The 13,526-nt window shown below is 54.2% G+C and carries 10 protein-coding genes; 5 read left to right on the top strand and 5 right to left on the bottom strand.

Features of this window, described 5'->3' with window-relative positions; translation table 11 throughout:
* Positions 1 to 5: 5 nt before the first annotated feature.
* The 3 genes from KVT28_RS09370 to KVT28_RS09360 form a co-directional block, all read right to left on the bottom strand.
* Positions 6 to 581 carry a TetR/AcrR family transcriptional regulator gene (locus KVT28_RS09370; RefSeq protein ID WP_137387043.1) on the bottom strand — a complete coding sequence of 192 codons (576 nt, stop codon included), beginning with the start codon at positions 579 to 581 and terminating at the stop codon, positions 6 to 8.
* Positions 578 to 1,171, bottom strand: a complete 594-nt coding sequence (locus KVT28_RS09365; RefSeq protein ID WP_217547949.1) for an NAD(P)H-dependent oxidoreductase — start codon at positions 1,169 to 1,171, stop codon at positions 578 to 580. The genes KVT28_RS09370 and KVT28_RS09365 overlap by 4 nt, the downstream gene beginning before the upstream one ends.
* 62 nt (positions 1,172 to 1,233) lie before the next feature.
* Positions 1,234 to 1,686, bottom strand: coding sequence for a GNAT family N-acetyltransferase (locus KVT28_RS09360; protein ID WP_217547947.1), 453 nt, complete (start codon positions 1,684 to 1,686; stop codon positions 1,234 to 1,236).
* 146 nt (positions 1,687 to 1,832) lie between these two features.
* On the opposite strand from KVT28_RS09360, the gene eptB reads away from it, so the two are divergent.
* Positions 1,833 to 3,500 (top strand): kdo(2)-lipid A phosphoethanolamine 7''-transferase, encoded by a 1,668-nt coding sequence (gene eptB, locus KVT28_RS09355; protein WP_217547945.1) that lies wholly within the window; start codon positions 1,833 to 1,835, stop codon positions 3,498 to 3,500.
* A 24-nt stretch (positions 3,501 to 3,524) separates the two neighbouring features.
* Positions 3,525 to 4,061, top strand: a complete 537-nt coding sequence (locus tag KVT28_RS09350) for a GNAT family N-acetyltransferase (RefSeq protein ID WP_217547943.1) — start codon at positions 3,525 to 3,527, stop codon at positions 4,059 to 4,061.
* Between the two features lie 2 nt (positions 4,062 to 4,063).
* Here the strand turns inward: KVT28_RS09350 and KVT28_RS09345 are convergent, their stop codons facing one another.
* The gene (locus KVT28_RS09345) at positions 4,064 to 4,942 is read right to left on the bottom strand and encodes a LysR family transcriptional regulator (protein WP_217547940.1); all 879 of its coding nucleotides are present in this window, start codon (positions 4,940 to 4,942) and stop codon (positions 4,064 to 4,066) included.
* 136 nt (positions 4,943 to 5,078) lie between these two features.
* Here KVT28_RS09345 and KVT28_RS09340 point away from each other — a divergent pair, with 136 nt between their 5' ends.
* A complete protein-coding gene (locus KVT28_RS09340) occupies positions 5,079 to 5,915 on the top strand; it encodes an MBL fold metallo-hydrolase (protein ID WP_368734926.1) in 837 nt (278 codons plus the stop codon).
* Between the two features lie 20 nt (positions 5,916 to 5,935).
* Here KVT28_RS09340 and malT read toward each other — a convergent pair whose 3' ends face one another.
* Positions 5,936 to 8,638, bottom strand: coding sequence for an HTH-type transcriptional regulator MalT (malT, locus tag KVT28_RS09335; RefSeq protein WP_101761292.1), 2,703 nt, complete (start codon positions 8,636 to 8,638; stop codon positions 5,936 to 5,938).
* A 274-nt stretch (positions 8,639 to 8,912) separates the two neighbouring features.
* On the opposite strand from malT, the gene malP reads away from it, so the two are divergent.
* Together malP and malQ are read left to right on the top strand one after the other, a co-directional pair.
* Entirely contained in the window at positions 8,913 to 11,306 is a 2,394-nt protein-coding gene (gene malP, locus KVT28_RS09330) for a maltodextrin phosphorylase (RefSeq protein WP_217547937.1), read from the top strand.
* Positions 11,303 to 13,348: a 4-alpha-glucanotransferase gene (gene malQ / locus KVT28_RS09325; protein ID WP_217547935.1), complete on the top strand. Its 2,046-nt coding sequence runs from the start codon at positions 11,303 to 11,305 to the stop codon at positions 13,346 to 13,348. Before malP ends, malQ begins: the two co-directional genes overlap by 4 nt.
* Positions 13,349 to 13,526: the final 178 nt, after the last annotated feature.

The following is a 13,526-nucleotide window of genomic DNA, read 5'->3' as shown; positions in this document are numbered from 1 at the left end:
AAAGGTTACTGGTGACGTTCCACCAGCGCCAGAATCAGCGCCTGAAGTTCTGCTAATCCTTGCTGCTGGCTGATGTCACCGCACACCACCGCATGGGAAATCGCATCGGCGGCGCCTAACATTCCCCACATGCTGGCTTGCGGCAACGTTGCCTCCGCAAACCAGCTGCGAAATTTTTCAATGAAATCGAGCTGATATTTGCGTTTCACTTCCGCCAGTTCCGGCGTGCTATCAAGCGCCGACAGCACATCGGGAATTTCACGTCCCTGCGTTAACACGCAATCGACGTAACTCGACGCCACCACGTTTGCTCGCTCGGCAAGGCTGGCACCGGCAGCATGCATCGCCGCCTCGATAATCGCGTTCTGGCGCAGATCAAAATCTTCATACAGCGCCGCGAGCAGACCGTGGCGCGTACCAAAATGATCGTAGACCACCGGTTTACTGACGCCCGCTTCTTCCGCCACGCGTCCTAACGTCAGCGCATCGCTGCCCTGCTCGCGCACCAGATTCCACGCCACGCCAATTAGTTGCTGACGACGTGCCTGATGTGACATGCGCTGGCGAGTGGGTTGATTCATGCCATTTCCTTCACGTCAAAAAGTCGCTGTCCGAGTTGGTTTGCCAGCGTGTAATGCGCGTCGGGATAATGTTCATCGGTTGGCAGCAGCAATTCGCTGGTCACCACCGGCGCGCCGCAATAGCCAAAAATCCCCTCATCGATCTGCGTGCGCATGCTGCTGAAATAGCCCCGACGCACATAGGTGCGCTGGCTCGCGGCGCCCAGCGCCAGCAAATGCACCTGCAAATGGCCGAGCTTTTTCACCACAGTTTGGCCATCATCATCGTACGCCCAACCTTGGGTGAAAACGCGATCGATCCAGCCTTTCAGCTGCGCCGGAAACGACCACCAATAGATGGGATAAACCAGAATCAATGCATCGGCGCGATCCAGACGTTGCTGTTCCGCCAACACATCTGTCGGCGATGGCGCACCACTTTTGAACTGATCGAAATCGGCCTGATTGAAGCGCGGATCGAACTGCTCCGCCGCCAGATCGGCAATTTCATAGCTGTGGCCACCAGCAGCAATTCCTTGTGCCACCTGCGAGACGATGTGGTGCGTGTGTGAATGTTGGTCCGGATGAGCAGTAACGATCAGAGCATGCATAGCGACAACCTCCGTTATGAGTAAGCTACTAGTAGCAACTTACCATTGGTAGGTTGTCAAACTCACAGCATTTTAGCAAAACAGATCGATTCGTTTCTGCCGATGTAAGGCTCGTAGTTCTGGATTTGCGTGTAGCCGCAACGGTGATAAAAAGCCACGGCACGGCTATTGATTACGCGGGTCGATAGCCGAATTTCGCAATATCCCATACTTTTGGCCCACGTTTCCAGATACTCCAGCAGCGCAGCGCCAACGCCTGGCACGCTACGATCGGAGTACATACGTTTTACTTCAGCAATTTGTTTTGCAAGTGGTCTCAATGCTCCGCAGCCCACGGCATTGCCCGCTTCATCTCTGGCAAGCACCCACAAAGAATGCTGATTGTTGAGCTCCTGGGCGTTGAAATGACTTTTGCCGTTATCGCCGGTTATGACGGCGAGTTCGGCTGATAACTTCTCAACCAGTAATTGGGATTCTGATGAGTGGGGATCGGCTTGCTGGATTTTAATGTTCATGAAAAGCGTCAGCTCCTGATTTTGTTACAATATAACATACTTTAGGCCCAGCAACGATTGAACTGTTCCCCAAATCCACCCTCTCACTTAAGGTTGTCAATTTTCAGGCAAGTGATTGAGTTGTTTATTATAAGAACGGGGAACACATGTTTATAAATGGTTGGGTTAAACAGTTTTATCTACCGGCATTTATTTCGCTCTATATCGGCGTACTGCTTAACATTCCGATTTTTATCCGCCGCTATACGCAATTGCAGTTTGATAATACCCTTTCATTAGTGACTGAGGTCATCGCTGCATTTTGTTTGGTGATGCTGTTAACGTTGTTAACCTCATTAACCGGAAAATATCTGTCGCGCGTATTGATGACCATGCTGGTGATTTTCTCCAGCGCAGCCAGTTATTACATGATTTTCTTTAATATTGATATTGGTTATGGAATCATCGCCGCCGTTTTAGCCACCGATTCACTGGATCTTTCTAAGGAATCCGTTGGCTGGCACTTTGTGCTGTGGATGGTAATAATCAACGTCATTCCGCTATGGCTAATCTGGCGCGGAATGCGCAGTAAACCCGTTTCAAATATCAGCAAAAAGCGTTACTGGTCTTATAAAACCATCGCCATTGTGATTGCCGCATTAGGTTGCTGGTTACCGTTGAATTTAATGGGCAAGGTGCAGGATGAACAGGACAAGAAAAATAACCGCATGATGGCCAGCTACGGCGGCATTGTTGCCGGTACTTATTCACCGTCTAACTGGTTATCAGGCGTTGGCTTGTTGGCATACAGTTCATTCAGTCAGGCTGAAGACAACCGTAATCTATACGATCCCGCTGAACACTTTAAATACGTCCCACCGAAAAATGCCGATAACTTGTATATCGTGTTTGTGATTGGTGAAAGTGCCCGCCGCGATCATATGGGTTTATACGGTTACGATCGCGACAACACACCTTATCTCGATCACGAAAAAAACCTCGTTCACTTGCAGGGTTATTCCTGTGATACCTCAACCAAGCTCTCGCTGCGCTGTATGTTTGTCAGAGAAGGCGGTGCCTCAGAAGCTCCGCAGCGCACCCTGAAAGAGATGAATGTGTTTACGGTGATGAAGAAGCAAGGTTTCTCGGAAGATCTCTATTCCATGCAGAGCGAAGCCTGGTTCTATAACAAAGTCATGGCCGACAGTTATTCAATGCGCGAATCTATTCAGGCGGAGAAGCGTAATGTCGGTAAGCCGGTGGATGATATGGCGTTAATTAATGAACTGCAGGACTCCATTCAGCGCCATCCGCAGGGTAAACATATTGTAATTCTTCACACCAAAGGTTCACATTATATGTATACCGAACGCTATCCACGGGCATTCGCGCGTTACACACCGGAGTGTCAGGGCATTGATGATGCCTGTAGCACGCAGGAGATGATAAATTCTTACGATAATAGTCTTTTGTATACCGATTATTTTCTTAAGCAGACGTTCGATAGCCTGAAAGATAAAAATGCCATCGTGTTTTATGCCTCCGATCACGGAGAATCGATTTCCGACAACCTGCATTTCCACGGCACGCCACGCGATCATGCGCCGATGGCGCAGCGCACGGTGCCAATTATGGTTTGGGCATCCGATAAGTTTTTAAGTGACAGTAATAACAAAGCGTCGTTTGCCAAACTGCAGCAATTGCAGAACGACAAAACGCCGGTATTCCATGAGAAGTTATTCGACTCGATATTAGGCTGCGCTGGCTTTACCTCACCAGATGGCGGAATTAATTCAATGCGAAACTGGTGCGATCATTCTACTATTCAGAAGTAATTTGACGTTTCTTAGGGAGGAACTATGACGCCAGAAATCAAAACGCAACGATTAATCCTGAAGCCCCTGGAAAGCGGTGATGGGCAGGCGATGCAAATCGCCTTTCCCCGCTGGGAGATCGTGCGTTATCTCAATGCTGCCGTGCCATGGCCTTATCCTGAAGGTGCTGCACAGAATTACGTTGATAACGTGGTGTTGCCCGCCGTTAAGGAAGGTCGAGGCTGGTGCTGGAGTATCAGGCGTCAGGAGAAGCCTGAAGAATTGATCGGTCTGATCGAACTGCGCGATGGAGAAAATGATAACCGCGGATTTTGGCTGGTTCCCGAATGGCAGCAACGTGGCTATATGAGTGAAGCGTGCAACGCCGTGAATGATTTCTGGTTTAAAACGCTGGGCCGCGAAGTATTACGTGTGCCAAAAGCGGCGGTGAATACAGGCTCAGTGAAGATCTCACGTAAATCCGGCATGCGTCTGATAGAAACCGGCAAAAAAGAGTATGTCGCGGGTGTTCTCGATTATGAATTGTGGGAATTAACCCGCGATGAGTGGCTATCAAATTAACATCAAGAGGGAACGTGTTCCCTCAATGCCGTCAGTAAGCGGCTGACCAGCGGTTTGGCCTCATTTCTCCGCCATATCGCATAGAGATTCACATACAGCGCCAGCCAGGGTACTTCAACAACATTGACAGACGACGAAGCAAGCCGCGCAAGACTTCGCTGAATAAAGGTAAATCCCAGCCCTGCTTCAACACAGGAGAGCGCCGCCAGTGGTCCGCTAACCTCAAGCCGAATATCAGGCGTAAACCCACTCCCTTCACACACCTCAAGCAAGCGGTTGGACACTGCCGTATTTAGACTTTGCTTATCAGCGATCCAGCGCTTCATGTGTAACTGCTCAGGTTTGGGATCCCTAATTGCCTGTTCTATTGGCATAGCCAGCACCACCGGCTCAACTAACACGCTTTGAAAGGCAAAACAGTCATCCTCTTCCGGCTCGTTATAAACCAGTGCCAGATCCAGCGCATGATTCGCTAGCGCATCTATTTGTGCCTGTGAGCGTAAGGCATGGAGCTGTATATCAACTTTTGACGAGCAATTTAACCGGGCAAGGCTTTCAGGAAGCAGAAGTGAGTGAATGGCCGCTTCGACATAGCCAATATCAAGCCTGCCTGCATGACCATTCTTCAAACTTTTACCCAGTCCATTCAGACGATCATGGTGCAAAAGCAATGCCTTCACTTCTGTCAGGAACTGCTTGCCCTCGGCACTGAGATAGAGGCGTTTCTTTTCCCGATGAAAAAGTGCCACACCTAACTCATCTTCCAGTTGCTGAATTTGGCGGCTCAAGGGGGATGCTGAAATATGCAATTTCTCAGCTGCCTGACCGATGTGCTCGAGTTCGGCGACGAGAGCAAAAGAGCGCAATAACTTAATGTCCATAACTTTTCCGGTCACAACTCAGTCGAGAATGATGATAGCCACACAATAAATATTGCCGCAACATCTTAAGTAATGCGACGTTTAATTAAGCAAACAGAGTCATCTTCTATTTTTATTATCTACATTTGACGAGGTAATTTTGACGAATTTATTCAGCGCAAGGGATATCGGCAATTATAAGGTCACTGCGCTTAGTGATGGCGTGATGAAAGCCAGCCTGAGTCTGTTATCTGGAATAGCACCTGAAGCAGCGGTAAATATACAGCAACACGCCGGAATAAAAGCAGCGGATGATATCCAAATTAATAGCTATCTCATCCGTGGAGCGGGACGAATAATATTGATCGATTCGGGTATGGGAAACCTCAATCATATCGGTGGAGAATTAAGACGAAACCTCCTTTTATCCGGCATCATGCCTGACGAGGTTGATACCGTGTTGTTGACCCACGCACATCCCGATCATATTGGCGGTCTGCTGGATGAGAATGGGCGACCCGCTTACCGAAATGCAGCACTCTACATTAGCAAAGCAGAAGCAAACTTCTGGCTGGATAATGAAAAATTAACTAGCCTGAGTGAACGCGCACTGATGAATGGTTCGCTGTTTCGTCGCACGTTCGAAGCTTATTCAACTGTTCGATTTACGGAAGAAACAGCGATTGCTGAAGATATCACCGCAGTCAGCCTACCGGGACATACGCCTGGTCACAGCGGCTACCTGATAGATTCCCGCGATGAAAAATTACTGATTTGGGGTGATATTACGCATTATCCGCATATTCAAATTGCCCATCCGCAAGTTTCAATCGCCTTTGATTACGATCCTGACCAGGCAGAGCAAACACGAAGAGCAATTCTTGAGCGCGCTTCACGAGAAAACCTATTGATTGCAGGTATGCACTTGGGCGTGTCTGGGTTTGCATATATCCGCTCCCCTTCAGAGGGACATTATGTTCTGGAATATGTCTGAACCGCGAGCCGGTGTCCGCCTTAAACATACCCCATCATCCGCAGCATCGACTGCGCCTGATTCATCGCTTCCGCGCGGTGCGTTACGCCCAGTTTTTGGTACAGATTGCGGATATGCGTTTTGATGGTGGTAGCAGCAACATCCAGCTCGCCAGCAATCTGGTCATTACTGTATCCCGAATAGATCAGCCCCAAAACCTGCCATTCGCGTTGGGTTAGCGGGCTGGTGCGAATCAGTTCCGGCACATCAGGATGATTAATCAGGCGGCTAACAAAGCCCTCGTCAAAATGGGCAAACTTATGGCGATGATATTTATTAATCTCGCTGAGAATGCGTCTGGCGCGATGATTATCGAGTTCATCCAGCGTGTTAAGTTGAATCAGCTGACGCAGCTGCTGCGCCATCGCTTCACCTTCAATCACAAAATGGCTGACGAAACCGGTGCTGCGCGCCAGTTTTAATGCTTCGGTCAGCGCCTGCTGCGCTTCTGCTTTGCGCTGAGTTTGCCAGTAAATCTGATTTAGCAGCAGCAGATTGCGATTCATATCGCTCATCAGATTCAGCGCGCGCGCATTGTCATTCAGCTCATCGAGCACCACTTCGGCCTGGCTCATATTTCCCAGCAGAATCTGCGCACGCGCGACATTGCGCCACTGCCCTTGCAGGAAGTGATTGTTGGCAAACTCCGGTTTCACCGTCTGGCGCATCCAGCTACTGGCGCTTTGGCTGTCGCCGGTCATCTGCCAAAAAATCACTCTCACCTTATCGGCATTAGCGATCCAGTCGCTGTGCAGCGATCCGTTGTTAAGCAGATTCTCCAACCGACTCAGGTGGCTGCGCGCATTATCGAGATTGCCGCGCGCCAGCGAACACTGCACCAGCAAACCGAGGCACTGAATCTGCTGCTGCGGCTGATAGCCTTTCAGCACTTTTATCCCTTCGCGCGCCGCCTGTTCTGCTTCGTCGAGTCGGCCCCACGCCCACAACAGTTGCGCGCGAATTCGCAGCAGGAATTCATGCATCGGGAACTGTGTCAGATGCTGCTCTTTCACCAGCACAAATGCCCGCTCCTGTATCTCATATGCGGACTGTAAAAACCCCTGCGCAAAGAGAATCTCACTCTGCTGAATCAGACTCCACAACGCGTAATTCCACGCTTCCTCGCGGCGCGCCATCTGCTCGGTCTGGCGCATCAGCTTCAGCGAACTGCTCAGCTCGCCTTTGCAGTGCATCACTTCGCCCAATACCGACGTCGCTACGATGCAGCTGTATTGACGGCTTTCCGGCAGCGCATCGAGCGCCAGCAACGCCAGCCGCTCGGCTTCTTCAGCGTTACCGTCATTTATCGAAACCTGTGCCAGCAGCGCGTTGAATTCGCCGCGCAGCACATCATCAATCTGTTCGCTGCAGGAGTGCTCAAAACGCGTGAGCAAACTGCTCACCTCGGAAAACCGGTGCTGGCTTTGCATCAGCCACGCCTGTAACAGCACTAACTTTGGATTTTCCAGCAGAATCTCCCATGGCAGTGCCTTGAGAGAATCTTCCAGCAGCGTGAGTTCGCTCTGATTAAACAGCGTCCAGGCGTATTGCAGCAGCACATCGCGCAGCATCAACGCATCACCGGCGGCCAGCGCATGATGGATCGCTTCGCCAGGGAAACCCAGCCGCATCCAGCTTTCAGCCGCCGCGCGATGCAGCGCAGGCAGTTCCGCCGCCAGTTCCCACTGACAGCGCTGACGCAAAAAACTGCCAAACAGCGGATGATAGCTAAACCACTCGCCCGAGTTATCCATGCGCTGCAAAAACAGGCCCTGACGTTCAATCTCTTCCAGCCGCATCTGCCCTTGTTCTTCGCCGGTTACGCAGGCGATCAGCGTATCGTTCATCGATCGCAGCAGCGCGCTTTTCAGTAAGAAATGTCGTGTGGCGCTATCCACGTTATTCAGCACCTCCTCAACCAGATAATCCGCCAGATGGCTGGCGTTAATGCCGGAAAGGCGGCGCGCGGAATCCTGAGCGGAGCTCGCGCCCTGACGCGTCGAGAGCGCGATCAGCTGCAGCGCCGTCGCCCAACCCGCCACGTCATCGCACAGACGCCCGCTCTCTTCCGATTCCAGCGGCGTTGTCAGGCGGCAATCAAAAAACTGTTTGGCTTCGTGATGGGTAAACGCCAGCTGCTGGCTGCCTAACTCAATCAGCTGTTCGCGCACGCGCAGGTTGGCAATGCCGAGCTGCGGCAGATTACGTGACAGCAAAATCAGCGTCACATTTTCCGGCTGGTTGCGGAGAAAGAAGCGCATCGCGTCATGAATCGCGGGATTGGTGATGTGATGGTAATCGTCAATGATCAGCCAAATCGGTTGCTGCCACGCCGCCAGCTCACTGAACAGTTGAGCGAACAGCGCATTTAAGTTGATGTACTGCCGTTTCTGCGCCAGCGCTTCGCTGGAGGCGCAGCCGCCCTGCGTTGCCTGCTGCAGCGCTGCGATGAGGTAATCGACGAAGCGTTCAGGCTGATTGTCGCCCTCATCCAGTGAATACCAGCCCAGATTGGCTTTCCCCGCCGCCCATTGCGAGATCAGCGTGGTTTTGCCATATCCCGCCGGACTGGTCACCAATACCAAACGGTAATTGCCCGCCGCGCCGAGTTTTTGCATCAGGCGCTCGCGCGCAACCGTGTTCTCAAGGCGGACCGGTCGGCTAAGTTTGGAGGGTATTAACATCGGTAAACGCTTCTCCCTAAACGTGGCGCATCATTATTTTACGCTTCGTAATTAATAGTCACATACGTTCAGATATTCGTTTACCTAATGCAAGCTAACCCATTAAGCAGTCTTAACAAAAGCGACGGTTATCACATTCCTGTCACACTTTAAGATTTCCCTCAGCCTCTCCTCCCCGCTCATCCTCCCCGCTGAATTTGGTGCAGGAGGAGGAGCGCGTAATGGCTGACGCGCAGAATGAAGCACATTCACCTCCACCCTTACAGGACTGATTATGAAATTTGACCGTACCCGTTTTAAACACGCGCTAACCCGACAATGGCAACGTTTTGGTCTGCACGATGCGCAAGAGATGACGCCAAACCAATGGTGGCAGGCGCTGAGTGGCGCACTGGCCGACATGCTGGCGGAGATGCCTGCGCCGCCTGCGGCCACGCCGCAGCGTCACGTTAACTACATCTCGATGGAGTTTTTGATTGGCCGACTGACCGGCAACAATCTGCTCAACCTTGGCTGGTATGACGAGGTGAACGAGGCGCTGGCCGAGTGGAATATCACGCTGAGCGACGTGGAAGCGTGTGAAACCGATCCGGCGCTGGGCAACGGCGGTTTGGGTCGGCTCGCCGCCTGTTTTCTCGATTCGATGGCGACCGTGGGACAACCCGCCACCGGCTACGGACTCAATTATCAGTACGGCCTGTTCCGCCAGCACTTTGTTGATGGCGCGCAGCAGGAGATGCCGGATGACTGGCAGCGCGACAGCTATCCGTGGTTTAACCATAACGCGGCGTTAACTGTGCCGGTGCATCTCGGCGGCAAAGTCATCACGCACAATGGCGTTGCGCGCTGGGAGCCGGCGGTGCAAATTCTCGGCGAAGCCTGGGATCTGCCGGTGGTCGGTTATCAGAATGGCGTCACTCAGCCGCTGCGCTTGTGGCAGGCGAAACATGCGCAGCCGTTTAATTTGCAGCGCTTCAATAGCGGGGATTTTCTGCGCGCCGAGCAGCCGGGCATTGAAGCTGAAAAACTCACTAAAGTGCTCTACCCCAACGACAATCACGACAACGGCAAAAAGCTGCGCCTGATGCAGCAGTATTTCCAGTGCGCTTGCTCGCTGGCGGATATTCTGCGCCGTCATCAGCGCGCCGGCCGTAGCATTGCCAGCTTGCCGGATCATGAAGTGATTCAGCTCAACGATACCCATCCCACGCTGGCGATCCCCGAGCTGATGCGCCTGCTGTTGGATGAACACGCGCTGAGCTGGGACGAGGCGTGGCACATTACCCAGCGCACCTTTGCGTACACCAATCACACCTTGATGCCTGAAGCGCTGGAGTGCTGGGATGTGCGCATGGTGCGCGCCCTGCTGCCGCGCCACATGCTGATCGTTACCCAACTCAATGCTCAGTTGAAGAAGCAGGTGGAAGCGCGCTGGCCGGGCGACGAAGTGACCTGGGCGAAACTGGCGCTGGTACACAATAATCAGCTGCGCATGGCGAATCTCTGCGTCACCAGCGGCTTTGCGGTAAACGGTGTGGCGGCGCTGCACTCGCAGCTGGTGGTGAAAGATCTGTTCCCGGAATATCACGCGCTGTGGCCGGAGAAATTCCATAACGTCACCAACGGCATCACGCCGCGCCGCTGGATTAATCAGTGCAATCCGGCGCTGGCGGCGTTGATCAGCCAAACCCTCGATCAGCCGTGGCTCACCGATCTCGATCAGCTGAAAGCGCTAGAAACTTACGCCGATCACGCCGCATTCCAGGCGCAGTATCGCGCCATCAAGCAGCAGAACAAGGTTTCACTCACGCAATGGATCGCAGAACGCACCGGCATCCAGGTGAATCCTGAGGCGATGTTTGATGTGCAGATCAAGCGCCTGCACGAGTACAAGCGTCAGCATCTGGCGTTGCTGCACATTATCGCGCTGTGGCAAACGCTGGTGAGCGATCCGCAGGCCAACCTGACGCCGCGCGTGGTGCTGTTTGGTGCCAAGGCCGCGCCGGGTTATGTGCTGGCCAAAAACATCATCTATGCGATTAACAAAGTGGCGGCCACCATCAACAACGATCCGCGCATTGGCGATCGCCTGAAAGTGGTGTTTGTGCCTGATTACAACGTTACGGTTGCCGAGCGGCTGATCCCGGCGGCGGATCTCTCCGAGCAGATTTCTACCGCTGGCAAAGAGGCATCCGGCACCGGCAACATGAAGCTGGCGCTGAACGGCGCCTTAACCATCGGCACGCTGGATGGCGCCAATGTGGAGATCGCTGAGCAGGTTGGGCGCGACAATATCTTTATCTTTGGTCATACCGTTGATCAGGTCAGCGCGTTGCAAGCAGAAGGTTACTCGCCTGACGCGTGGCGCAAAAAAGATGCGCAGCTGGATCGGGTATTGAAAGCGTTAGAAGACGGCACCTTTAGCGACGGCGACGTCACCGCGTTCGAGCCGCTGCTGCACAGCCTGAGCGCCAAAGGCGGCGATCCTTATCTGGTGCTGGCCGATTTTCGTCACTACCTCAACGCGCAGGCGCAGGCAGAAACCTTGTGGGCCGATCAGCATGGCTGGACGCGCGCCGCGATTCTCAACACCGCGCGCTGCGGCATGTTTAGCGCCGACCGCGCCATCCGCGACTATCAGCAACGCATCTGGCAGGCCGCGCGATGAACAGCACTATCACGCCAACCGCCGAAATCGCCAGCGAATACATCGACGCCCACGGCCAGCTGCAATCGGTTTCTGCCGTTACCCGCCAGCGTTTGCTGGCGGCGATGCATCCCGCGCAACCGCACGCTTCGCCGCTGCCGCCGGTATTGATCGTGCAGGGAGAACAGGCGGAGATTGTGCTGCCTGCGCCCGGCATAACAGGCGAATGGCAGCTGATCGCGGAACAGGGCGAACGCTGGCAAGGGCGCGCTATCGCCAACCAGCCGATCGTTTTGCCTGCGCTGCCTTTGGGTTATCACCAGCTAAGCTTTAGCGCCCAGCAGCAGGCATTTCACTGCCGGATTATTGTCGCGCCCGTGCGCTGTTACGAGCCGCCAGCCATCCAGCAAGGGCAATCGCTGTGGGGCGCCTGCATTCAGCTGTATACCTTGCGGTCGGCGTCCAACTGGGGAATCGGCGATTTCAGCGACTTAAAGCAGATGCTGGTTGAGGTCGCGCAGCGCGGCGGGGCCTGTATTGGCTTGAATCCGCTGCATGCGCTGTTCCCGGCAACGCCGGAGAGCGCCAGCCCTTACAGCCCTTCGTCGCGGCGCTGGCTCAATATGCTGTATATCGATGTCGCCGCCGTTGAGGATTTTACGCTGAGTGAAGAAGCGCAACGCTGGTGGCAGGCGACCAGCACGCAGCAGGCGTTACAGGCGGCGCGGGACGCTGAGTGGGTCGATTATTCAGCGGTTACTCACCTCAAGCTGGAGGCGCTGCGTCTCGCCTGGCAGCAGTTCAGGCAGCGCGGTGCGGATGATGGCCTGGTTGTCGCCTTTGAATGTTTTATGCAGCAAGGCGGTGAAAGTCTGCTGCATCAGGGCGTGTTTGATGCGCTGCACGCTGCGCAGATCGCCGAAGCCCCTCAGCGCTACGACTGGACAACCTGGCCTGCGGCGTTGCAGTCGCCAGACAGCGCAGCGGTGCGGGCATTCCGCATCGAACACACCTATGAAGTGCGCTTTTATCTGTGGCTGCAATGGCTGGCCGCGCGCCAGTTTGCTGATTGCTGGGCGGTGTGCCAGCAGCAGGCGATGCCGATTGGCTTATACCGCGATTTGGCGGTGGGCGTGGCGCAGGGCGGCGCGGAAACCTGGAGCGATCGCGAGCTTTACTGCTTGCAGGCCAGCGTCGGCGCGCCGCCGGATATCCTCGGCCCGCTGGGCCAGAACTGGGGATTGCCGCCTATGGATCCGCAGATTATGCAGGCGCGCGCCTACCAGCCATGGATTGATCTGCTGCGCGCCAACATGCACGACTGCGGCGCGCTGCGCATCGATCACGTGATGGCGCTGCTGCGACTGTGGTGGATCCCGCAGGGCGAAAGCGCGGCCGAAGGCGCGTATGTGCATTATCCCATCGACGATCTGCTGGCGATTCTGGCGCTGGAGAGCCAGCGTCATCACTGCATGGTGATTGGTGAGGATTTGGGTACGGTGCCGGAGAAGATCATCGGCAAGCTTTACCAGGCGGGCGTTTACTCCTACAAAGTGCTCTATTTTGAGCAGACGTCCAAAGTGGCCTTTCGCGCCCCCGCCCGCTGGCCACGTCAGGCGATGGCGGTCGCTACTACCCACGATATGCCGACCCTGCGCGGCTGGTGGCAAAGCGACGATTTACGGCTGGGCAGCGAGTTGGGGCTTTATCCTGATAAGCAGATTCTTGCCGGGCTGAATAAGTCACGCTTAGCCGCGCGCCGCGCGCTGTTCAAGAGCCTGCAACGCAGTAATTGCTTGCCCGAACAGGCCGAACCGCAGGTGATGGATCGCGCGTTAAGTGCGGCGATGCAGCGTTATCTGGCCGACAGCAATAGCGCGCTGCTGGGCCTGCAACCTGAAGAGTGGCTGGATATGGCTTCCCCGGTGAATATTCCCAGCACCACCCGCCAATATCCCAACTGGCGCCGCAAACTCAGCGCTTCGCTGGAGGCGATGTTTGCTGACCCGCAGATCAATGCGTTGTTGGCGGATATCGATCAACGCCGGCGGAAAGTGAAATAATTCGCAGCGGTCGCCATGGAAGGCGATCTTAAAGAACGCACACATCCGTAGCGGCGCGATTCATCGCGTTGTTTTGACTTTCGTGCTCCGACACAGCATTGCGCAATAAATTGCGCCGCTACGAACTTTGGCTCCCAATAAAAAAGGTGCGCCGAAGCGCACCAGATGGGACAAATCA

The organism is Pantoea sp. GbtcB22, from assembly GCF_019091025.1.
Taxonomy (GTDB): domain Bacteria; phylum Pseudomonadota; class Gammaproteobacteria; order Enterobacterales; family Enterobacteriaceae; genus Pantoea; species Pantoea leporis.
This window is presented reverse-complemented; position numbering and strand designations above follow the sequence as displayed.